This is a genomic window from Nitrospira calida (assembly GCF_976986435.1).
In genome coordinates, this window is record NZ_OZ335950.1 from 331,254 (window position 1) to 353,310 (window position 22,057).

Here is a 22,057-nt window from a genome sequence, read left to right on the forward strand (position 1 = left end):
ACCCTGCTTGTGAACCATCTCCGTCAATTGGAAGCTCAGAGCGTGTACATCCTACGTGAGGCCTATAAGCACTTCGACAACCTGGCCATGCTCTGGTCCATCGGCAAAGATTCCACCGTACTGCTATGGCTCGTGCGCAAGGCCTTCTTCGGCCACGTGCCGTTTCCGCTCATTCACGTAGACACCAGCTACAAAATTCCGGCCATGATCGAGTATCGCGACCGGTTGGCCCGCGAATGGCGGCTGAACCTGGTGGTCGGCCAAAACAAAGAAGCCCTGGCCGCCGGCATGAACCACACGATGGGCCGGGTCACGTGCTGCACGGCGCTCAAAACTACCGCCCTCAAGCAGCTCATCGAAGAAAAGGGCTATACCGGCATCATCCTGGGCGTGCGCGCCGATGAGGAAAGCACGCGGGCCAAAGAGCGGTATTTCTCACCGCGCGACAAGCACGGCGATTGGGATTTCCGGGACCAGCCGCCCGAGCTGTGGGACCAGTTCAAGACCTCGTTCCCGCCGGGCACACACGTCCGCATCCACCCGTTGCTGGATTGGACCGAGATCAACATCTGGGAATACATCAAGCTGGAGAACATTCCCTTCATCGATCTCTATCTTGACCGAGGTGACGGAACCCGGTATCGCAGTCTGGGCTGCGCACCCTGTACGTTCCCGATCAAATCCACCGCCAAGTCCGTCGACGACATTATTGAGGAGTTGCGGCACACAACGGTTGCTGAGCGCGCCGGCCGCGCGCAGGACGAGGGACGCGGGATGGAGCTGCTGCGCAAGGAAGGGTATATGTGAAGCGAACCGGCGCTGCGCGAGACCGCGCTGGGCACCCGTTGCATCCAAGAGCAATGGGGGCCAGCGCGGAAAACGGGAACGGCGAGTCCCGCTGGCGGCGCGAGTAGGATTTCCATAAGGCCATGACACCCAAGACGCAAGCGACGACCGGCGCCAAGCCCCGCGAGACCATGCAGATCGTCATCGTCGGCCACGTGGACCACGGCAAGTCCACTTTGCTGGGCCGGCTCTACGCCGATACAGGCTCGCTGCCGGAGGGCAAGTTGGAAAAAGTCCAGGCTATCTGCCGTCAGCAGGGCAAGGAATTCGAATACGCCTTCCTGTTCGACGCATTTCTGGAAGAGCAGGAGCAAGGCATCACGATCGACACAGCCCGCACGTTTTTCAACTGGAACGGTCGGCAGTACATCATCCTCGATGCCCCGGGCCATAAGGAATTCCTCAAAAACATGATCACGGGCGCCGCCCGGGCCGAAGCCGCCTTGCTGTTGATCGACGCCCTCGAAGGAGTGAAAGAGCAGTCCAAGAAACACGGTTACCTGCTTTCACTGTTGGGCGTCCGGCAGGTTGCTGTGGTCGTCAATAAAATGGACCTGGTCGGCTATCGCCGCGATGTCTTCGACGGGATCGAGAAGGAGTACCTGGACTATCTTGGACAGTTCAAAGTCGTCCCGCAGCAGGTTATTCCCGTGAGTGCGAAGCTGGGCGACAATATCGTCGCGCGCAGCGGACGCATGCCTTGGTATCAAGGACCCACCGTGCTCGACACGTTGGGCATCTTCAGGAAGGAAACCGCGCGGGCCGAGCAACCGCTCCGGTTCCCGGTGCAGGACGTCTATAAGTTCGACGCCCGCCGGATCATCGCCGGCCGCATCACCGCCGGCCGGCTGAAGGTGGGAGACCGATTGGTTTTTTCCCCCTCCAACAAGACCGCCAACGTCAAGACCATCGAGGCCTTCAACATCGAGCCGCCGCCGACCGAAGCGCGGGCCGGGCAGTCTATCGGGATCACGCTGGACGAGCAGATTTTCATCGAGCGCGGCGAAATCGCGTCTCATCAGGACGATATCCCGTTGGTCTCCACCGCCTTTCGAGCCAACGTGTTTTGGGTGGGACGGCGGCCGCTCGAACGCGGGCGGAAGTATCAGCTTCGGCTGGCCACGCGGGAAGTGGACTGCGAGGTGGTGGCTATCCATCGCCTCATCGACACGCAGGACCTCGATCAACGGCAGGGCGGCCACGCCGTCGAGAAGAACCAGGTCGCCGAGTTGACCCTGCGGACCAAGTGGCCCATCGCCTTCGACCTGTCTGCATCGTTCGAGGCCACCGGCCGCTTTGTGATCGTCGATCACTACGACATCTCCGGCGGCGGCATTATCACCGAGTTGGTCCACGACGAACAGGAATTTCTGCGGGAAGAAGCCCGCCGGCGCGATTTCGCCTGGGTGAAAGGCGAAGTAAGTGCAGAGGAGCGGGCCCAGCGGTACGGGCATCGCGCGGCTATCGTTCTGTTGACCGGTGGACGCCATACAGGGAAATCCTTTCTCGCTCGCAAACTGGAGGCGCTCCTGGTCGCGGAAGGACGGCATGCGTATCTGCTGGACGGCGAGAATCTCCGGCGAGGTCTGGACGCTGATCTGGTGGAATCGGACAAAGCCGTTACCACAGAAATGGCCCGGCGCTACGGCGAAGTCGCGCGGTTGCTGATCGACACCGGCCTGATCGTCGTCTCCACGACGAATCCCTTTGGGGCTGCCTATCGGGACGCGGTGCAGGCTATTCGGACCCTGGTGCATCCGGCTCCCGTGATCGCCGTGCACATGAGCAAGACGGAGGAAGAGCCCCCGCCGAACACCGACCTGCACTTCAGCGGCCCCCAGGATTTCGACGAGGCCGCCCGCCGCATCATCGAAGAACTCAAGCGCCGGGGTGTGCTGGCACACGCGATCGGCAGCAAGCCGACGTTCCAGTATTCGATCTAAGAACTCAAACCAAGCGACCAACCGATAGCGAGCAGCGAATAACTCACGATGGATAATCGGCTTCGTTGTTCATCGGCTACTCCTGCTATCCGCTACAGCGACTTGCTGGCGGTGGGACGTTTGACTCTCTAAAAACCCTTGTGTTACCGTTAGTCTTCTGTCGCATTGTTCCGGTGAAATAAACCTATGCCTGCGGCACACGAAAAAGACCTCAAATCCATCCTGAGTAAACTCCGGTACACCGACGATGCAAGGGTGGTCCAACAAATCACCGAACAGATGGAGCAGGTGCGAGCCCGCATGGCCGGCATCAAACACAAAATCGTCGTGATGAGCGGCAAGGGCGGGGTTGGCAAGAGCATGACGACGGTGAACCTGGCCCTGGCGCTAGCGCGCCTGGGGTACCGGGTCGGGCTGTTAGATGTGGATCTCAACGGTCCGTGCGTGCCGCGGATGCTCGGCTTGCATGGACAATCGCTGACGCTTACGCCTGAGGGCGCGGTCCCTCCCGTCGGACCGTTGGGGGTCAAGGTGGCGTCGATGGATTTCTTCCTCGGCGAGGCGTCGCCGGTCCGGTGGAAGGGCCCGATGGATCTGAGTCCGGTCTGGCTGGGCGTGATGGAAATGAACGTCATCCGGGAGTTCCTTGCGGACGTCGTGTGGGGTGAATTGGATTATCTCCTGACCGATCTGCCTCCGGGAGCCGCCGCCGACAAGCCGCCCGTGATGGCCGGGTTTATTCCTGACCTCGCCGGCGCGATCGTCGTCACGACGCCTTCCGAAGTCGCGTCCGATGTCGTCCAGAAGTCGGTCACCTACGCACGCGATATGGGGATCCGAGTGCTCGGGATGGTGGAAAACATGGGCCGGTACCGCTGTCCCTCCTGCGGAGCCGAACATGAGCTCTTCGAAGGCGACACAGAGGCGATGTGCGAGGTGCTGGATGTCCCGCTTCTCGGCCGGATCCCGTTTGACCGCACGCTGGCCACGACCTTCGATAAGGGGACGCCGTTGTTGGACGAGAACTATCCAACGATTCAGCGATACCGCGAGATTGCGGAACGCGTCGTGACCCTTATTGAGTACAAGAGGGTGTTGGCGGAAAGGCTCTAACAGAGGCAAGAGGCGCGAGGCGGGTAGGGAAGAAGGACGAAGAGCAGAGATCTTCTTCGTCACCCTTGCCCCGAGTCCCCTGCCCCTCGCTCGGGGGTGGAAAATGAAATTCGTTTGCTTGAACTGCGAAACTTACATGACCTTCGAGAAGGTGGAACAGCCAGCGGAGGGTTCGCTGGGCGTGTTCTTCGGATGTCCCTCCTGCGGGGCCAAGTTTTCCATGGTGACCAATCCCGGCGAAACGCAGATGGTGAGCTCGCTAGGTGTGAAGTTGGGCGGCAGGACGACGCCAGCGGAGCCGTTTGAGATGACTCGGAGCACACTAAAAGAAGAGGCCCTGGCCGGGGCCGGACAGATGGCGGCCTATCTTAACGAGAAGATTCGGGGCGGGCAGCAGGTCGGGGCAGCAACAAACCCCGCCGGACAAAGCAAGCCGGAAACCAAGTCAAGCGGGTGTCCGTTTTCGGCGATGGTGGCCCAAATGGGGCTCGCATCGTCGGGAAGTCAGGCAAAACCCGGTTCGGCGACCTCCGAGTTCACATGGTCCCCCGATGCCAAGGGCAAATTAGAGCGGCTCCCGGCGTTCGTGCGTCCGCTGGTCCAGAGCAGCGTCGAGGCCTATGCGCGAAAGCACGGATACAAGACCATCACGCTCCAGGTGATGGACGACTCCAAGAACGATTCCGGCAGCGTTGCCTGGACTCCGGAAGCCGAAAAGCGACTGGAGAACATTCCGGATTTCATTCGCCCGATGGCCAAGCGGGAGATCGAACGGTTGGCGAAAGAGCGTGGCCTCTCGACGATCACGGCGCAAGTCATGGACGAAGCGAAAGAGAAGTTCATGAAGTTCATGTAAGGCTCAGGCGCGTGGTACGGGGGTGCGACAAAGGGCTCATCCGGTCGTACGGATGGGCCTTTTTCTTGGTCATCTCATGGTGCAATGTCTTCACCGCTCTGGCCTCCGCCTGGCACGGCGATTCGTCGCATGGCAGTGTTCGCGTCGAACAGAACAGCCACGAGCATGTCCATAGCGGAACATCGGCACCACGCGCGCTGGAATGGGAAGGCTCGCCGGAGGGAAAGGCCTACTCTGAGTTCAATCACCACGTGGCCGGGGTCTTCGTGATTCTGATCGGGCTCAGCGAACTACGGGAAGCGTTGGCCTGCTCCAGGTTCACCTGGAGCAGATTTCTCCTCCCGGTGGCGATGTCCGCGGCGGGAGGCTTTCTTTTGATCTGGAGCGACCATGAGGCCTGGCCGGTTGGGCCGCTCGGCTTCGCCCAAACTTTTTTCGGCGATGACAAGGAAATCGTTCAGCACAAGACCTACGGTCTGCTGCTGTTGGGCGTCGGGGTGATCGAACTGCTCCGGCGGTTCGGCCGGCTTGCGCATGAGGCCTGGATGGTGCCGCTGCCCGCGTTGGCGATCATCGGCGGGTTGTTGCTGTTCGGGCACGAGCACGGCGCGCATCCATTCGCCCAGAAGATCGCCGTTCATCACACTGTCATGGGAATACTGGCGATCACAGCCGGCTCTTCTAAGCTCGTCTCCGGTTGGCAGGGACAACAACGTGGCGGGAATATCCTCCGGACGGGAGGCCGGTTGTCCTGGGAACTGGCCTGGGCCGGTTTGGTCTTGCTGATCGGACTGCAGTTGTTGCTCTACGCGGAGTGATCCTTTCCCCTGGCGGAGCGCGCTCGAGCGATGCAAGCAGAACGTTCGCCGAAGCCGAACGTCAACCCCGCGATTGCCGCCTTCCTCTCGGCGTTGTTCCCCGGGTTAGGCCAGTTGTACAATGGTCAATGGGCCAAGGGTGCGGCGTTTTTCTTCGTTGCGTTGCTGATCATTGGCGCACTGCTCAGCGCGATCGACGTGGAGCGCTTCGAACAGTCGCTGCTGGCCGATGAAGTTCCCTCAAACCTCGGCCTGCTCCTGACCCTGGCCGCTTTTCTGCTGTTGTTGGCGCTCTGGAGCATTGTGGATGCCATGCGGATGGCCAGGCGAACACGCTGACCGATTGATTCGGCAAGCACGGCTCCAGCGTTGACACCCTCGTTGCGTCTGTGTTAGCTCTACCTCGTTCCAAGCACACGGGAAATCATGTAGTACCTGGACCGCGTCGGGGTTCTCGGTCCAGAGGAGGGTCTTATGGGCGGCCATAGTCACTGGGCGACCATCAAACGGCATAAGGCCGCGCAGGATGCAAAGCGCGGCAAGATTTTCACTAGACTGATCCGTGAGCTGACCATCGCCGCGCGGCAGGGGGGGGATCCAGAAGGCAACCCTCGGCTCCGGCTGGCCATTGCCAAAGCCAAAGATGCGAACATGCCGGGCGACACGATAAAAAAGGCCATCCAACGGGGTACCGGAGAGTTGCCTGGCGTGACCTACGAAGAGTTTACTCTCGAGGGATACGGCCCGGGCGGCACCGCCTTGTTGCTCGAGATCACCTCCGACAACCGGAACCGGACGGTTGCGGAGATCCGCAGCCTATTGACGAAGAACCACGGTACCATGGCCGAAGCCGGCTCGGTAGCCTGGCAGTTCCAAAAAAAAGGCATTCTGGTTGTGGAGAAGAACAAAGTGGACGAGGACCGGCTGCTCTCCGTCGCGCTCGACGCCGGTGCCGAAGATGTGAAAGTCGGCGAGAAGACTTTCGAGGTCATCACCGGTCCGCAGGAGTTCGAGGCAGTCAAGAAAGCCTTGGCCGACGCCAAGATCGAAACCTCCCTGGCTGAGGTCACCTTCGTGCCGCAAAATTACATCAAGCTTGAGGAGAAGTCCGCCGAGCAGATGCTGAAGCTCATGGAAATCCTGGACGAGCACGACGACGTTCAGAAGGTTCATGCCAACTTCGATATATCGGAAGAAGTCATGGAGAAAGTGGCCGCAGCAGGCTAAGGACGCAGGTGACTGCGGGTCCCCGCAGCTCCTTTGGCTGGTGTCTGGCACCCGAGGCTGGTGCCTCCCGCGTTATCCGCGACGTTGACACATCACAGGATCCGATGATCGCCTCACTCACGGGCCGACTGGTGTCCAAGGCACCCACCCACGTGACGCTCGATGTCCAGGGCGTCGGCTACGAAGTGTTCGTTCCACTCAGCACCTATTATGCGCTGCCCAATTTGGATGACGTCACCTCGCTTCACATCCATACGCATCTTCGCGAGGATGCCATTCAGCTTTTTGGATTCCTGACGGCCGTCGAAAAGGAGGCGTTCGTGCTCCTGACCGGTGTTTCCGGAATCGGTCCCAAGCTGGCGCTCGGCGTTCTTTCCGCATTGACGGTCTCCGATCTCGTCTCCGCCGTACAGGCTGGCGATGTGGAAAAACTGGCTACGGTACCTGGCATCGGGAAAAAGTCGGCCGGTCGGATCGCGTTGGAACTCAAAGACAAAGTGGAGCGCCTCCCTTCTGTCTCGGGCAAGGTCGTCCATGTGATCGCGGGTCGTGTCGATCCGGTCCAGGAGGACGCCTTGTCCGCCTTGGTCAACCTGGGGTATCGAACCGCTGACGTGAAGGAGGTCCTTAAGCGGGTCCGGAGTCGCCGCGGCGACAGTCTCCCGCTGACGGACTTGATCCGAGAAACCCTCAGAGAATTGGCAAGGGGGTGAGCCACATGGGGATCGAGGCGGGATTCCAACACGTAAGAAAGCGTTTGCTCGGCCGTGCGTTCGTGTGGGGGCTGCTCTTGGGCAGTATCCTCTGGCCGGTGGGGTCCGGTCGGTTCGTCGGTGCCGAAAAGGCCACCGAACCGAAAAGTATTCACAAAACCTGCGGCACCTGCCCCGAGGGCTATGCCACCACGGGCGTCACCACCGCGCCGGAAATCTGCAAAGACGGCGAGCCGACCCTGGTCCAATGTGTGCCGCTGGGCGCCAATATTCTGCCTGTCTGCGGCTCTTGCCCAGAGGGTTATGTGCAGATCGGCAGCTCGTTGGTGCCGGCTCGTTGCGGCGACAAAGACGGCGGCTTACTCAGTCAGTGCCAGTTACAGCACATGGAACCTGTTCTCCCCGATCCGACCACAGGCGGCCTGACCTGTCCGCCGGACTGCGGGTCGACGCCTCCGCCAGGCCATGGCGTCCTCCCTTCTCCCCCCCAATCCCGCCCCGCTCCTGACAAGAAGAAAACCGACGAGGGGAATGGATACTGACTCCATGGGAGAGCGCCTGGTGACGGGGCGTCTTGCCGAGGACGAGAGGGGACTGGAGGCCTCGCTTCGGCCTCACACCCTGGAAGAATACGTGGGCCAAGAGCGGATGAAGGAATCCCTCCGCATCTGCATTGAGGCCGCCAGACGACGGGGAGAAGCGCTGGACCATGCGATCTTTTATGGACCACCCGGCCTCGGTAAGACTACCATCGCGCATGTCATCGCTCATGAGATGGGTGTATCCATCCGTTCGACCTCGGGGCTTGTGCTGACTCACGCGGGCGATCTGGCCGCAATCCTAAGCAACTTGCAGGAACACGATGTACTGTTCATTGACGAGATCCACCGTTTACCGGCTTCGGTCGAAGAGGCGCTGTATCCGGCTATGGAGGACTTTCAGCTCGATCTGGTTATCGGCCAGGGTCCGTCCACGCGCACGGTCAAACTAGGGCTGCCTCGCTTCACCTTGGTCGGCGCGACGACGCGCGCCGGAGCGCTCACGTCTCCCCTGCGGGACCGGTTTGGGCTGGTGCATCGGTTGGAATTTTACTCGCCGGTCGAGTTGGAGGCGATTGTCCGTCGCTCGGCCAGTTTGCTTGGCGTGGCGATCGACGCTGCGGGGGCGGCAGAGATTGCCAGCCGCGCGCGGGGCACCCCGCGGATCGTGAACCGCCTGATCAGGCGAGTGAGGGACTATGCCCAGATCAAAGCTGAGGGCCGGATCACCCGACAGGTGGCGCAGGATGCGCTGGCGTGGTTGGGCGTGGATTCCGCCGGCTTTGACGAAATGGATCGGAAGATTTTGTTGACAATCATCGAGACGTTCGGGGGAGGGCCGGTGGGAGTCGAATCCTTGGCTGCCGCGGTTCAAGAAGACAGAGGCACGTTGGAGGACGTCTATGAGCCGTATCTGATTCAAGCGGGATTTCTCGAGCGTACCGCTCGAGGACGCCAGGCTACCAGACGGGCCTTCGAACACTTCAAAAAACCGAAAGATTTGCTCTCCTGAGCGGTCTGCCCAATGGATAGGCCTGATCCCGGTGATGGGTTTGTCTGTCCGAGATCACGAAGTACAGCGGGTCACTTCTCTCCAAGTGCCTGAATCGCCAAGGCTATCCTTGCAAAGGATCGTTGCCTTCCTGTATCATCCATCCCTTGGCTCCATGATTCACCGTCGTAGACGGGAATCCACGCCCACCTGCCTTATCGTCCGCGATTCGGTCAGGCAATCCAATCGGTGAGCCTGGGGAGCCGAGCAAGGATGGCTGCTGACAAGGACCTGCAGCATTATCGCCGGGAGATCGACCGGATCGACGACGAAATCCTCCGCCTCCTGAACGAGCGGTCCAAGAACGTCATTGAAATCGGCAGACTGAAGAAACAGTCGGATCGAGATGCGAATCTCCACACCCCAGCCCGCGAGGCAGAGATCATCGAGCGGTTGACGCGTCAGAATCCGGGCCCCTTTCCCAACGAGGCGATCCGACCGGTATACCGCGAGATCATGTCCGCATCGCTCTCCCTCGAGGGTCCGCAGAAGGTGGCCTACCTGGGACCGCGCGCGACCTTCACCCATATGGCCTGTATGCAGAAATTCGGCTCGTCGGCCCAATACGTGCCGGTCACCGGCATCAAGGATGTCTTCAACGAAGTGGAACGGGGCCGGGCAAACTTCGGCGTCGTCCCAATCGAAAATACGACCGAGGGAGTGGTCAATCACACCTTGGATATGTTCATCGATTCCAATCTGCTGATTTACGGCGAGATCTTGCAGGAAGTATCCCATCACCTTCTCTCCAAAACCGGAACCATCGAGGATATCAAAAAGATCTATTCCCATCCGCACGCGATCGCCCAATGTCGGAATTGGCTGGAAACCAATCTGCCACATGTTCCGGTTGCGGAAGTCGCCAGCACGGCGCGCGCCGCCGAGCTGTGCGTGGACGAACCGAGTGCCGCCGCCATTGCGTCGGAACTGGCCGGACAACTCTACGGGTTGAAGGTCGTGCGGGCCCGAATTGAAGACAACATGAACAATTTCACCAGGTTTTTGATCCTCTCGCAAAAATCGCCGGAGCGGACGGGGAAAGACAAGACATCGCTGATGCTCTCTGTGAAAGACCGGGTCGGCGCGCTGTACGACCTATTGCGTCCCTTCGCCTCGCACGGGATCAACATGACGAAGATCGAGTCCCGGCCGTCTCGACGCAAAGCCTGGGAGTACATTTTCTTCGTGGACATCGAAGGCCACGTGGAAGAGGATCGAGTAAGAAAAGCCTTGGAAGAGGTCAAGGGACGCTGCCTTTTCATGAAGGTTTTGGGATCATACCCGGCGCATGCGTAAAGAACGTCAATCGGGACCGTTGTTCGGTCCCGGTTGGGGAACCGCGAGCATCCATCCTTTGAGCGACGAGGCAGTGGGAAGGGGTCACATGTCACGAACGGGGCGAATGAAACCATGGCGTTGAATGTCCACCCCGATATCGTCTCGCTGTTGCCTTACGTGCCGGGCAAGCCGGTGGAGGAGGTGCAGCGCGAGCTTGGTCTACCTCAAGTGATCAAACTTGCGTCCAACGAAAACCCGATCGGCCCGTCGCCCAAGGCCCTGGCCGTATTGGCGGAGGTGGCTGCGACAGTGAACCGCTATCCCGACGGCGGTGCCTCTAAGCTGCGGAGCGCGTTGGCCGAACGTTGGAAAGTCACCCCCGATCACGTCATCCTGGGCAACGGATCCGATGAGATTCTCGGCCTGCTAGCGCGGGTCTTCTTGTCTCCTGGCGACGAAGCCGTGATGGCGGACCACACGTTCGTCATCTATAGAATGGAGGTTACCGCCGCCCACGGCGTGCCGGTGGTCGTGCCGCTTAAGGATTGGCGACATGACCTGTCCGCAATGGCTGACGCGGTGACGGAACGTACCAGGCTGCTGTTTATCTGCAACCCCAACAACCCCACTGGCACAATGGTCGATGCGGCCGAGGTCGAGGCCCTGATGGCACGGGTGCCGAACCATGTCGTCGTGGTCTTTGACGAAGCCTATTATGAATATGTCCGCAGCCCGATGTTTCCAGACAGCCTGGCTTATGTGAGACGGAACCGCAACGCCGTGGTCTTGCGGACGTTCTCCAAGATCTACGGCTTGGCCGGGCTCCGCATCGGCTACGGACTCGCCACGCCGGAAATCGTCGGCTATCTCAACCGGGTCCGCCCTCCGTTCAACGCGAACAGCCTAGCTCAGCGGGCCGCGCTGGCGGCACTCGACGACGAAGAACACCTCGCGAAGAGCCGAGCAATGAATCAGGAGCAGAAGGAGATTGTCTGCGCGGAACTGGTTGCGCTCGGCTTCCAACCCCTGCCGAGCGAGACAAATTTTCTGTATTTCGACGTCGGGAGGGACGGCCGGCAGGTCTTTGAGGCGTTGCTGCGGCAGGGGGTGATCGTCCGACACATCGAAGGGCGGATGTTGCGGGTCACCATCGGCCTGCCGGAGGAAAATCGCGCGTTCTTGGCGGCCTTGAAGAAGGTCTTATCCTGAGCCATTTGAAGTCGAGGAAGGTAAGGGGACAGCCATGATCATCGTACTCAAGCCGGAAGCAACCGAACGAGAGATCGACCATATCCTGGATCGACTCCGCGAGCTAGGTCTCAAAGCGCACATTTCGACCGGACAGGAACGCACCATCATTGGGGTCATCGGCGACGATCGCATTCTGCAGAATCAGCCGCTGACTGCGCTCCCCGGCGTGGAGAACGTCCTGCCGATCCTGGCGCCCTGGAAACTCGTCAGCCGTGAATTCAAAAAGGACAACACCATCATCGACGTGAACGGCGTCAAGATCGGCGGCAAGAAACTGGCGATCATGGCCGGTCCGTGCGCGGTGGAGCGTCTGGAGCTGACCGTGGGGATCGCCCATGAAGTCAAGGCGGCGGGGGCGAGCATTCTGCGAGGTGGCGCCTACAAGCCGCGCACCTCGCCCTACTCGTTTCAGGGGTTGGGCCGCGAAGGACTTGATTACCTCCTGGAAGCCAAGAAACAGACCGGTCTGCCGGTCGTCAGCGAGATCCTGGATACCAGGGATATCGAGCTGTTTTTGGAGAAGGCCGACATCATCCAGATCGGTGCGCGGAACATGCAGAACTTCGAGTTGCTCAAGGAGGTCGGCGCCTATGACAAGCCCGTCCTGCTCAAGCGGGGACTCTCCGCGACGATCAAAGAGTTCCTGCTGTCCGCCGAATACATTATGTCGCGGGGCAACCGGAACGTGATGCTCTGCGAGCGGGGAATCAGGACCTTCGAGACCCAATACCGCAACACGCTGGATCTAGCGGCGATCCCAACGCTGAAGGAACTGTCCCATCTCCCGGTCATCGTGGATCCCAGCCATGCCACCGGCAAGTGGAACCTGGTCGCGCCGATGTCCAAAGCCGCCATCGCTGCCGGAGCGGACGGACTGCTGATCGAAGTGCACTCGAATCCCGAATGCGCTCTGTGCGACGGGGAGGAGTCCATCAAGCCGCCGAAGTTCAAAGAACTGATGCACGATGTGAGAAAGATCGCGGAAGCGGTTGGCCGCGAAGTGTGAGAGAACCATCAGCCGTGCGCAAGCTGATCAACCGAATACGTGATGTGCCGCGGCGTTCCCGTTTTGAAGGCCGTCTCTATCGGGCTGAACGTTCATGACTGGACGGGCTCCTCACTTCGAACGAGTCGCCATTGTCGGAGTCGGACTGATCGGTGGGTCGTTGGGCATGGTCATCCGGCAACAGGAATTGGCCGGCTCGGTGGTTGGCATCGGGCGACGCGTCGAAAGTTTGAAGACGGCCGTCGACCTCGGTGCCATCGATTGGTATGTCGATGACCCAAAAGACGGCGTTCGCGACGCGGACCTGGTGATCCTCGCCACACCGGTTGACACGTATGAACGGCATTTGAAGAGCTGGGCGAGTTGCTTGAAGCCGGGAACCATCGTCACCGACGTGGGCAGCGTGAAAGGCGCACTGGTCGAGAGGGCCGAACGCCTGATGCCGGAAGGCGCGCGGTTCGTCGGCGCGCATCCCATCGCTGGAAAAGAGAAGACCGGCGTGGCTGCGGGGTCTGCCACGCTGTTTAAGGGGGCCCGCTGCATCCTGACGCCGACGCACCGCACCGATCCGCAGGCTTTGCAATTGATCCGAGAACTCTGGGAAGCAGCCGGCTCGGTCGTTATCTGCATGGACCCGTTCGTGCACGACCGAATCCTGGCAGCGGTCAGTCACTTGCCCCACGTAGCGGCCTTCGCGCTCGTCAACGCCTTGACCGAGATTCGCGAGCGGTCAGTCCCGGACCTGGACCTGCGCAACCATTCGGGAGGCGGCCTGCGGGATACGACCCGCATCGCCGCCAGCTCGCCGGAAATGTGGCGTGACATCTTTCTTTGGAACCGAGACAACCTGGTGGCCATGATCGAGGTGTATGAACGGCACCTTGAGCAACTCAAGCGACTTATCAAGGCTGGCGACGGCTCGGGAATCGAAAAAGAACTGGAACGCGCCAAGCAGGTGCGCGAGCAGCTCAACAACCCCGCGACGAGCGACGCGTGAAGGATCTGCAAGGCGAGCGCGACAGGAGTGACTTGCCGGAACGTTTCGCGCTCATAGCGCTCCGCGCTGAGCACTGATGTCATCGTTGACCATTATCCCCGGGCGCCCGTTGAAGGGAACCCTGTCGGTTCCTGGAGATAAATCCATCACCCATCGGGCGATCATGCTGTCGGCTTTGGCGGAAGGCGAAAGTACGATCAAAGCCTATTGCCGGGGTGAGGACTGCCTGAACACTGTGCGTGCGTTTCAAGCACTGGGAGTTCGGATCGATGAATCTCCGGACCAACTCCGGGTGCACGGCAAGGGCCTGTGGGGTTTGGCGGAGCCGGACAGGCCGATCGACTGCGGTAATTCGGGCACCGGGATCCGACTCTTGGCCGGGCTACTGGCGGGGCAGGATTTCTTCACGGTGCTGACCGGTGACGAATCGGTCCGGCGGAGGCCGATGGGGCGCGTGGTCAGGCCTCTGCGAGAGATGGGCGCCACGATCGCGGGCCGCAAAGGCGGAGAATTGGCTCCGCTGGCCGTGACGGGGAGCCGCTTGAAGGCTATTGAGTATCAGTTGCCCCTGCCGAGCGCTCAGGTCAAATCGGCCTTGTTGTTTGCCGCTCTCTTTGCCGAAGGGACGACCCGCGTGACGGAGCCCCGGCTGTCACGCGATCATACGGAACGGCTGTTTCGGTATTTCGGCATTCCGCTGGACCGGAAAGGCGCAACGATCGCGCTGGAGGGTCGGTCGCCTTTGCGGTGGAGCGGGGTGAACGCCCTGGTGGTGCCGGGCGATCTCTCAGCAGCCGCATTTTTCATCGTGGGAGCGACGATCGTCCCGGATTCTGACGTGACGGTGGTCGGAGTCGGGGTCAACCCAACTCGGACGGGTATTCTGGAAATCCTTTCCCGCATGGGAGCGGACATTCAAATTTCGAACCGGCGCGAGGAGGCCGGGGAACCCGTGGCAGATCTCCGGATTAAATCCGCGGCACTGCGCGGTATTCGTATCGGACCGGAAGATATTCCGCAGACTATCGATGAATTTCCGATTCTGTGTGTCGCCGCAGCGGTTGCGCAAGGCGAAACCATCATCAGCGGGGCGGAAGAACTGCGGGTAAAAGAAAGCGACCGCATCACAACCATGGCTATGGAGCTGAGGAAAATGGGTGTGCAGATCACTGAAAACCCAGATGGCATGGTCATCCAAGGCCTAGGCCCAAGTCATGGCAACCAGGGACTCCAAGGCGCGGTCTGCGCCAGCCACGGCGACCACCGAGTGGCCATGTCCCTGGCGATCGCCGGTCTCGCAGCCTGTTCCCCGACCGTCATTCGCGACACAGAGTGTATCGAGACGTCCTTTCCGAATTTCGAGCGTAAGATGTTGGAATTATTGACTGAACGTTGTTGATGACTATAATACAGCCGCACCAGGGAGCGGTCGTGAGGCACAGCATGGCCGAAGCCGGTTGATTATCGCGATCGATGGACCGGCGGGAGCCGGAAAGAGCACTGTCGCCAAACTGTTGGCGGCACGACTGGGATATGTACATCTTGACACAGGCGCTCTATACCGCGCGGTCGCATGGAAGGTCATGGTCTCCGGCATCGCTCCGACCGACACTGCCGCGGTTGTCTCGATCCTGCCGACCATGCGGATTCGGACGGAATTTACCCAAGGACACATGAGAGTGCTGGTCGATGACCGTGACGTGACGGGCGAACTCCGAACTCCGGACATCAGTGCTGCCGCTTCCATCGTGTCCGCCATCCCTGCTGTCCGAGAGTGGCTCCTCCCGATTCAGCGAGAAGTCGGCGCCGCAGGCGCCGTGGTGGCAGAGGGACGGGATATCGGCACCAAGATCTTTCCCGATGCCGATGTGAAGTTCTTTCTGGAGGCGGATGTCGATGTTCGGGCGGCTAGACGGCATCGCGAACTCATCGCGGCGGGCCATGGAACCCACCTCGAACAGATTCGTCGAGATCTATCAGGACGGGATGCCCGTGACCAGGCGCGAGCGCTGGCCCCGCTGGTTCCTGCTCCAGATGCGGTCCGAATCGACACGTCGAAGCTGGATCCCGATCAGGTGGTCGACGAAATGATGGCGGTGATTGCGGCCAAATTGTGAGCGGAATCGTCTATGGGTTGCTGTGGCTTGCGTTTAGAGCGATCGGCCGGCTCTGTTTCCGGTATCGGGCGATCGGCAGCGAGAACATTCCTCGGACGGGCGGCGTTCTGGTGGCGGCGAATCACGCCAGTTTTCTCGATATCCCGTTGCTGGGGTGCGGCATCCGACGGCGGGTCTGGTTTCTCGGTCGACACGATCTGTTTCCGGTTCCGGTGCTCAACACGATCTTGCAGGCGCTGGGCTGGATCCCGATGCGCCAGGGTCGGCTGGACCGTGAGGCTTTCAGCAAAGCGATCAGGCTCATCAAAGCCGGAAAGGCGGTGGTGATTTTCCCTGAGGGCAGCCGAACGGCTGACGGGCAGTTGCGTCCCGGGCGGCCGGGTCTCGGTGTCATCGTCGCGCAAACCCGTTGCCCGGTCATTCCCGCTTACATCAAGGGAACCTATGAGGCCCTGCCGGTCGGCGCATGGTGGCCTCGTTTTCGGCCGGTCACTGTCACGTACGGCGAGCCTATCGTTTTTTCGGACGGCGTGAAGCCGTTCGCTGGTAAAGCCTTCTATCGTCACGTCAGCCGAACCGTGATGGCGAAGATCGCAGAACTCGGGCAAGTGCCTCCGCCGGAGAGGTTGCACGAGAATCGGCAGGAAGACCAGACGCCCGCCGGGCGCTTGGCCACCAGGTCTTACAATGCTGAGTAAGGCTTGGTGCATTTAACCATCAGCACCCGACCAGTGGTCGGAGGATGTAGGAAGCGCGCATGGACACGGTTTCGAAGCCCAGTGAAGAGCGGTTGGATCGGACTGCGCTCGCCGCATTGTACGAGGAGACGTTCCGAAACTTCGAGGAAGGCACCATCATCGAAGGGCGGGTTGTGGCGATCAGCAAAGACAAGGTCGTGGTCGACATCGGGTACAAATCCGAGGGCATGATCCCTACCGACCAGTTTTCCAGCGAGGAACTGGCGACCCTGAAAGTCGGCGACCGGCTGCAGGTCTATATCGAGGAGCGCGAAGACGCCGAAGGAAATCTGGTTCTTTCCAAGGAAAAAGCGGACAAGATGAAAATTTGGGAGGAACTGGAACGAATCTACAAGGAAGAAAAGAGCGTTGAGGGCAAGATCATTTCACGGATCAAGGGCGGTATGATGGTCGACATCGGCGTCAAAGCGTTCCTGCCCGGATCGCAGATCGACCTCCATCCGGTACGCGATTTGGATTCCCTTATTGGGAAGACCTTCCCCCTCAAGATCATCAAAATCAATCACCGGCGCGGGAATGTGGTCGTTTCGCGACGCGTTCTGCTGGAAGAAACGCGGGACAAGAAACGGCAGACTACGCTGTCTACCTTGAAAGAAGGACAACTGATTCAGGGCACGGTCAAAAACATCACCGACTACGGGGCGTTCATCGATCTGGGCGGCATTGACGGGTTGCTGCACATCACCGATATGTCATGGGGAAGGGTCGGCCATCCTTCCGAACTCTTCACCGTTGGCGACAAGGTCGAAGTGACCGTGTTGAAGTACGATCGAGAAACCGGCCGTATTTCGCTCGGTCTGAAACAGAAATCGGCCGACCCTTGGACCAACGTGGCGGCCAAGTATCCGGTCGGCGCACGTGTGCGCGGGAAAGTCGTCAGCCTGACGGACTACGGCGCGTTCGTGGAACTGGAGCCGGGTGTGGAGGGTCTGGTGCATGTCTCCGAAATGTCCTGGACGCACGAAGTTCGACATCCGTCGCGCGTCGTCTCGGTGGGAGATCAGGTCGAAGCGGCTGTGCTCAATGTCGATCCTGCCAACCGCAAGATCTCCCTGGGGATGAAACAGACGGCCCCCAATCCTTGGGACATGGTCGAGGCCAAGTATCCTCCGGGAACCCGGATCGAGGGCAAGGTGAAAAGCTTGACTGACTTCGGGGCCTTCATCGGACTGGAGGAAGGCATCGACGGGCTGATCCATATTTCGGACATGTCCTGGACCAAGCATATCAAGCATCCCTCCGAGCTCTTCAAAAAAGGTCAGAAAGTCGAGGCAGTGGTGCTCAGAATCGACAAGGAAAAAGAACGCCTTTCGCTCGGTTACAAGCAACTCACCCGAGACCCGTGGGAAGTTGACATTCCCGGTCGATACCGCGTTGGCGATTCTGCCACGGGGAAGGTCACAAAGATCGCCGATTTCGGTATTTTCGTCGAGTTGGAAGGGGGTGTGGAAGGACTCATTCACATCAGCGAGGCGGCGCTTGAACCGCAGATGCGGTTAGAAGACAAGTTCAGACTGCAAGACGAGGTAACCGCCAAGATTATCAAGGTCGATCGGGAGGAACGAAAGATCGCATTGAGCCTCCGGGATCATCAGCTAGACACCGAGCGAAAACAGGTGGACGAATTCCACGCGGCGCAGGGCTCGCTTGACCAAAGCCTGGGCCGGACGGCGAAACAAAGTCGGAAGCGAGGGCAGGCCGAATCCGCTGAAGGTTGACGACAAGTCTCGCCGGTCGCGGTACACTCTGTCCGTTCAGGAGCCAGCCCGCCGGTACAATCGGGAAACGGATTGCAACCTATGACCGATGACGCAGCCGAAAAGCCGACCCCTCGTCGCCGACCGTTGCGGCTGCTTCTTTGGGTGATCGCGATCGGGCTGGGGTTAACCATCCTAAGCAACCTGATCTTCCCCGATCTGGATCTCTCCTGGGAGGACCGGATCGCTCTGATTCGGGTGGAAGGGGTGATCCTGGACGCTCAGCCCACCGTCGGGGAACTCAAGAAATTCGGCGACAGCCCGTCCATCAAAGCGATTGTCCTGCGCATCGACAGTCCCGGCGGTGGCGTCGTGCCTTCCCAGGAAATCTACGACGCGGTCAAACGGGTGCGGAACAAGAGCAACAAGGCTGTCGTGGCTTCCATGGGAACGGTGGCGGCGTCCGGCGGCTATTACATTGCCTGCGCGACCGATCGAATCATCGCCAATCCCGGTACGTTGACCGGCAGCATCGGCGTGATCATGGAGATGGCCAATGTGGAAGGGCTGTTGAAAAAAATCGGAGTCGAAGGTGTCGTGATCAAAAGCGGCCGGTTCAAGGACATCGGGTCTCCACTCCGGAAGATGAGCGACGAAGATCGGCGGCTCCTGCAGACCGTTATGGACGACGTCCACCAACAGTTCATTCAAGCGGTAGCCGAGGGCCGCTCGTTGGATGTCGCGGAGGTCCAACCCTTGGCCGACGGACGGATCTTTACGGGACGCCAGGCGAAAGAGGCGAAACTGGTCGACGAGTTGGGCGATCTGGACGATGCGATCAGGCTAGCCGCCGATCTGGCGGGAATCGAAGGCGAGCCTCGGGTGGTCGAACCGCGGCGCCGATTCTCGATCCGTGAGCTGCTCGAATCTCGGCTGTTCGGCGGTCTTCCGAAGATCGATTTGCAGACCGGGGTCAGTCTCAAATACTTGATGGCGTTCTAGCCCGAGACCGGGACATCACGCGTCAAGAAGGAGCGTACGCCATGACGAAAGCACAGATCATCGAGCGGGTTTCTGAGCAAGTCACCACGTTGACGAAGCGACAAGCGGAGATCGTAGTGAATACGGTCTTCAACAGCATCCGTGACTCGCTCAAAAAAGGGGATAAAACCGAGATCCGAGGATTCGGCAGTTTTCGCCTCCGCGCGCGGCGGATGAAAGAGGGGCGCAATCCCAAGACCGGCGCGACGGTGGCCGTGCCTGCAAAGAAAGTTCCCTTCTTTAAGGCCGGCAAGGAGCTGAAAGAACTCCTCAACAAGTAACCGTCAGACGGAAAGGAAAAGAAGCCATGGGGCCGCTCGAATCTCAGGAACCGTCCGTCGTTTCCGACATCCGCTGGACGGAGGACGCGCTTCAACGCCTGGAGCGCGCCCCGGCGTTCCTCCGGGGAATGGTTCGGCGCCTGGCGGAAAAGAAGGCGCGCGAATTGGGTTACACCGAAATCACGGTGCAGGTCCTGGAACAGTTCAAGAGCCAGATGATGGGGCGCATGGGCGGCGGGGCCGATATGGCCGCCGCTGCCGAGCAAATAGCGAAAGGCCGTCTTCCCTGGACTGCCACGGCTCGTGAACGGCTGGAGGCCGTCCCGGAATTCATGCGTTATATGATCAAGCAGATCGCCGAAGAGATTGCTCAGGAACGCGGCCACCTCGAGGTCAATGTCGATCTCTTCGAAAAAGTCGAGGCCTTGGGCGACATCCGGGAACCGGAGGGGCCGCCCGTCGAATGGACGGAGGAAGCGTTGGCCCGCCTCCAGCAGAAAATCAAGGACGCGCCGGCGATCGCGCTGGATTTTGTGAGCGATATGCTCAAGCGCGATGCCGAGGACTTGGCTCGCGAAAAAGGGTTGAGCCGCATCGACGAGATGACGTTGGTCCAGTTGTGGAACTCTCCGCAGGAGCGGATCGCCTGGACCGATGAAGCGTGGAAGAGGCTTCAGGCTTCTCCAGATTTCGTTCGGAGCGGCATCCGCAAGGCGGCCGAGCGCCGAGCGCGCAAGTTGGGGCTCAAGGAGATCGATTCTGCTCATCTCACAATGTTCCGAAATCAGGCGATGATGAAGGCGGTGAAGCGCATCCGGTCGTTCGGCTACAACGAGCTGACCTTCAATGCGTTCGAGACAGCGCTCCAGAAGACCAAGCGCCTCCAGGGCAACGAACAGGCGGAGAAACGTCTGCAGGAAATCCGCGCGCATTTCAACGATCCAGCCACTAAGAAGCCGGAAGGAGGCACTCTGGGTGCCGAATTGATGGAGCGGTTCCGAAAGTACCTCAAGGGGGAGGGCCCTCTCGACGTGTAATCAGCGCCGCCGCCTTTGCCGCCCGACCCACCTCAAACTGCCCAGTCGCTTGATTCCAGACCGGACCCGGAAGGTTCCTTGCGCACCCGCGCAACAGTTGATGCCTGCTCTCCCGGGCGGCTGGTCATGTCCAGTGTGCATTGTTATCGACTTGAAGACAGCCTGCCACAAGCGTAGGGTGAAATGCAGCATGTCCGCGCGCCGACCCCATATTCTGAAGAGAGCGATGACGGTGGGGCTATGCTGGGTTGCCGTGACCGGTTGCGCGACGGCGTTGGAGCGAGAAGCACGGTGCTTGGCCAGTCTCACTCATGAGTTTTTATCAGCTTATCATGAAATCCGGCGCTTGGAGCACGAATGGCGTGCGGAGATGCAGGCCAGACAGGAAGGCTGGTTTCGCAGGAACAGGTCCTCGCCGCGTTTCCACCCGGTACCAATCGCCGGTGCATGGTCCCCCGAATGGTACGAGCCTCCCCTGACGGAACGAGAGGAGCGGGCCTTCGCCAAATTGGCGGAAGCGAAGGCTCGCTACCGCGACACGATGACGTGGTACGGTCTGGTCTACGAGCGGTTTCGCACACGGCTGGAGGAAGATCAGCTCCTGTCCGAAATCCAAACCGTGCTCTTCACGAATCCCGCGATCATTTTCTATCCCATCGTGCGATGGAACATCCGTTCCGTCTTGTGGGACGGTATCGATCCGGACGCCGACACTGACCCTGTCACTCGTTTCTGTCGAACCCGCCTAGCTGCTCTGTCTCGTGTTGTTGCGGACGATCCCGTGACTTGGGCGCGGTAGGCGGCCGCCCTGGCGCGTGCCTTTGGAGCAAAATCAGGAAGAGTTTTCGCCGAGACATGTGGAGGGAAGAATGTTGCGGCGTGGATAAGATAAGATAAAGGAGTTCAGTGCGTGACGGGCTGCTTCGGCCAGAACTTATGGCGGATCTGCGGTAACGGGACGTTCTCCATATTGGGGATGTCATATAAACACCGGTCGATGGTCTCCACTTCTTCTTTTGTCAGTTCCAGCACCACCTTCTTCTTCCAAAACTGGTCCAAGGTGGTGTAATCGCTGACCTGCGGTTTTTCCGCCAAAAGGGCTTGCATTTTCTTGAAGCCCGCCGTGTCGACGCCGGGAATTCGCCCCTTGTTTCTGTCGATGCACCATTTCAACACTTCGGCGATCCCGTACATGGTTAACTCGATCTGCACGGTGTCACTCATGATTCCCTCCTCAAGATAAGAACATTTTAACGCAGCTATTTTCGATTTTTCAAACGACCTGGCGTTCAATCCCTCTGGCCGGTGAAATCGGGACGATCTCGTCGGCGCCGGTCTGACCCGCGCTGGAATCTCCGTTGCGAACAGTGCGGTTCACTTTGTATACTCCCTCCCGTCGTTCTGCCACGAAGGCAGCGGGTCGCTGATGTGCCAAGGGTACCCTGAAGCATTCCGGATCGAAGCATTCCGGATCAGTGCTAGCAGAAA

The 22,057-nt window shown here is 59.8% G+C and carries 23 protein-coding genes; 22 read left to right on the forward strand and 1 reads right to left on the reverse strand.

The genetic code is table 11. The features are described from left to right. The first annotated feature begins 9 nt into the window (after positions 1 to 9). The 22 genes from cysD to ACWHTU_RS01825 all read left to right on the forward strand — a co-directional run bounded on the left by cysD (position 10) and on the right by ACWHTU_RS01825 (position 21,368). Entirely contained in the window at positions 10 to 807 is a 798-nt protein-coding gene (gene cysD / locus ACWHTU_RS01720) for a sulfate adenylyltransferase subunit CysD (protein WP_447861194.1), read from the forward strand. Positions 808 to 929: 122 nt separating this feature from the next. After that, a complete protein-coding gene (locus ACWHTU_RS01725; RefSeq protein ID WP_447861195.1) occupies positions 930 to 2,789 on the forward strand; it encodes a GTP-binding protein in 1,860 nt (619 codons plus the stop codon). Between the two features lie 186 nt (positions 2,790 to 2,975). Continuing rightward, on the forward strand, positions 2,976 to 3,902 hold the full coding sequence (locus ACWHTU_RS01730; protein ID WP_447861196.1) for an Mrp/NBP35 family ATP-binding protein: 927 nt from the start codon (positions 2,976 to 2,978) through the stop codon (positions 3,900 to 3,902). A 136-nt stretch (positions 3,903 to 4,038) separates the two neighbouring features. After that, the gene (locus ACWHTU_RS01735; protein ID WP_447861197.1) at positions 4,039 to 4,758 is read left to right on the forward strand and encodes a PCP reductase family protein; all 720 of its coding nucleotides are present in this window, start codon (positions 4,039 to 4,041) and stop codon (positions 4,756 to 4,758) included. 11 nt (positions 4,759 to 4,769) lie between these two features. Next, positions 4,770 to 5,576, forward strand: coding sequence for a hypothetical protein (locus ACWHTU_RS01740; protein WP_447861198.1), 807 nt, complete (start codon positions 4,770 to 4,772; stop codon positions 5,574 to 5,576). A gap of 30 nt (positions 5,577 to 5,606) precedes the next feature. Next, positions 5,607 to 5,915 (forward strand): DUF5683 domain-containing protein, encoded by a 309-nt coding sequence (locus ACWHTU_RS01745; protein ID WP_447861199.1) that lies wholly within the window; start codon positions 5,607 to 5,609, stop codon positions 5,913 to 5,915. 135 nt (positions 5,916 to 6,050) lie between these two features. After that, positions 6,051 to 6,803: a YebC/PmpR family DNA-binding transcriptional regulator gene (locus ACWHTU_RS01750; RefSeq protein WP_447861200.1), complete on the forward strand. Its 753-nt coding sequence runs from the start codon at positions 6,051 to 6,053 to the stop codon at positions 6,801 to 6,803. 104 nt (positions 6,804 to 6,907) lie between these two features. After that, positions 6,908 to 7,516: a Holliday junction branch migration protein RuvA gene (gene ruvA / locus ACWHTU_RS01755; protein WP_447861201.1), complete on the forward strand. Its 609-nt coding sequence runs from the start codon at positions 6,908 to 6,910 to the stop codon at positions 7,514 to 7,516. A gap of 5 nt (positions 7,517 to 7,521) precedes the next feature. After that, complete coding sequence (locus ACWHTU_RS01760; protein ID WP_447861202.1) at positions 7,522 to 8,058, forward strand: hypothetical protein; 537 nt, start codon at positions 7,522 to 7,524, stop codon at positions 8,056 to 8,058. A gap of 4 nt (positions 8,059 to 8,062) precedes the next feature. After that, on the forward strand, positions 8,063 to 9,067 hold the full coding sequence (ruvB, locus tag ACWHTU_RS01765) for a Holliday junction branch migration DNA helicase RuvB (protein WP_447863295.1): 1,005 nt from the start codon (positions 8,063 to 8,065) through the stop codon (positions 9,065 to 9,067). A gap of 252 nt (positions 9,068 to 9,319) precedes the next feature. Beyond that, positions 9,320 to 10,402 carry a prephenate dehydratase gene (gene pheA / locus ACWHTU_RS01770; RefSeq protein ID WP_447861203.1) on the forward strand — a complete coding sequence of 361 codons (1,083 nt, stop codon included), beginning with the start codon at positions 9,320 to 9,322 and terminating at the stop codon, positions 10,400 to 10,402. A gap of 114 nt (positions 10,403 to 10,516) precedes the next feature. Beyond that, positions 10,517 to 11,593 (forward strand): histidinol-phosphate transaminase, encoded by a 1,077-nt coding sequence (gene hisC / locus ACWHTU_RS01775; RefSeq protein ID WP_447861204.1) that lies wholly within the window; start codon positions 10,517 to 10,519, stop codon positions 11,591 to 11,593. Positions 11,594 to 11,627: 34 nt separating this feature from the next. After that, positions 11,628 to 12,641 carry a 3-deoxy-7-phosphoheptulonate synthase gene (aroF, locus tag ACWHTU_RS01780; RefSeq protein ID WP_447861205.1) on the forward strand — a complete coding sequence of 338 codons (1,014 nt, stop codon included), beginning with the start codon at positions 11,628 to 11,630 and terminating at the stop codon, positions 12,639 to 12,641. A gap of 94 nt (positions 12,642 to 12,735) precedes the next feature. Continuing rightward, on the forward strand, positions 12,736 to 13,638 hold the full coding sequence (locus ACWHTU_RS01785; RefSeq protein WP_447861206.1) for a prephenate dehydrogenase: 903 nt from the start codon (positions 12,736 to 12,738) through the stop codon (positions 13,636 to 13,638). A gap of 76 nt (positions 13,639 to 13,714) precedes the next feature. Then, on the forward strand, positions 13,715 to 15,037 hold the full coding sequence (gene aroA / locus ACWHTU_RS01790; RefSeq protein WP_447861207.1) for a 3-phosphoshikimate 1-carboxyvinyltransferase: 1,323 nt from the start codon (positions 13,715 to 13,717) through the stop codon (positions 15,035 to 15,037). 58 nt (positions 15,038 to 15,095) lie between these two features. Beyond that, on the forward strand, positions 15,096 to 15,755 hold the full coding sequence (cmk, locus tag ACWHTU_RS01795; RefSeq protein ID WP_447861208.1) for a (d)CMP kinase: 660 nt from the start codon (positions 15,096 to 15,098) through the stop codon (positions 15,753 to 15,755). Beyond that, positions 15,752 to 16,453, forward strand: coding sequence for a lysophospholipid acyltransferase family protein (locus ACWHTU_RS01800; protein ID WP_447861209.1), 702 nt, complete (start codon positions 15,752 to 15,754; stop codon positions 16,451 to 16,453). Before cmk ends, ACWHTU_RS01800 begins: the two co-directional genes overlap by 4 nt. Before the next feature lie 59 nt (positions 16,454 to 16,512). Next, positions 16,513 to 18,231, forward strand: a complete 1,719-nt coding sequence (locus ACWHTU_RS01805) for a 30S ribosomal protein S1 (RefSeq protein WP_447861210.1) — start codon at positions 16,513 to 16,515, stop codon at positions 18,229 to 18,231. A gap of 81 nt (positions 18,232 to 18,312) precedes the next feature. Then, entirely contained in the window at positions 18,313 to 19,212 is a 900-nt protein-coding gene (sppA, locus tag ACWHTU_RS01810; protein ID WP_447861211.1) for a signal peptide peptidase SppA, read from the forward strand. A 41-nt stretch (positions 19,213 to 19,253) separates the two neighbouring features. Further along, positions 19,254 to 19,532: an HU family DNA-binding protein gene (locus ACWHTU_RS01815; protein WP_447861212.1), complete on the forward strand. Its 279-nt coding sequence runs from the start codon at positions 19,254 to 19,256 to the stop codon at positions 19,530 to 19,532. Positions 19,533 to 19,558: 26 nt separating this feature from the next. After that, on the forward strand, positions 19,559 to 20,569 hold the full coding sequence (locus ACWHTU_RS01820) for a PCP reductase family protein (protein WP_447861213.1): 1,011 nt from the start codon (positions 19,559 to 19,561) through the stop codon (positions 20,567 to 20,569). Between the two features lie 190 nt (positions 20,570 to 20,759). Beyond that, positions 20,760 to 21,368, forward strand: a complete 609-nt coding sequence (locus ACWHTU_RS01825; protein ID WP_447861214.1) for a hypothetical protein — start codon at positions 20,760 to 20,762, stop codon at positions 21,366 to 21,368. 104 nt (positions 21,369 to 21,472) lie between these two features. Here the strand turns inward: ACWHTU_RS01825 and ACWHTU_RS01830 are convergent, their stop codons facing one another. Beyond that, positions 21,473 to 21,793, reverse strand: coding sequence for a hypothetical protein (locus ACWHTU_RS01830; RefSeq protein ID WP_447861215.1), 321 nt, complete (start codon positions 21,791 to 21,793; stop codon positions 21,473 to 21,475). Positions 21,794 to 22,057: the final 264 nt, after the last annotated feature.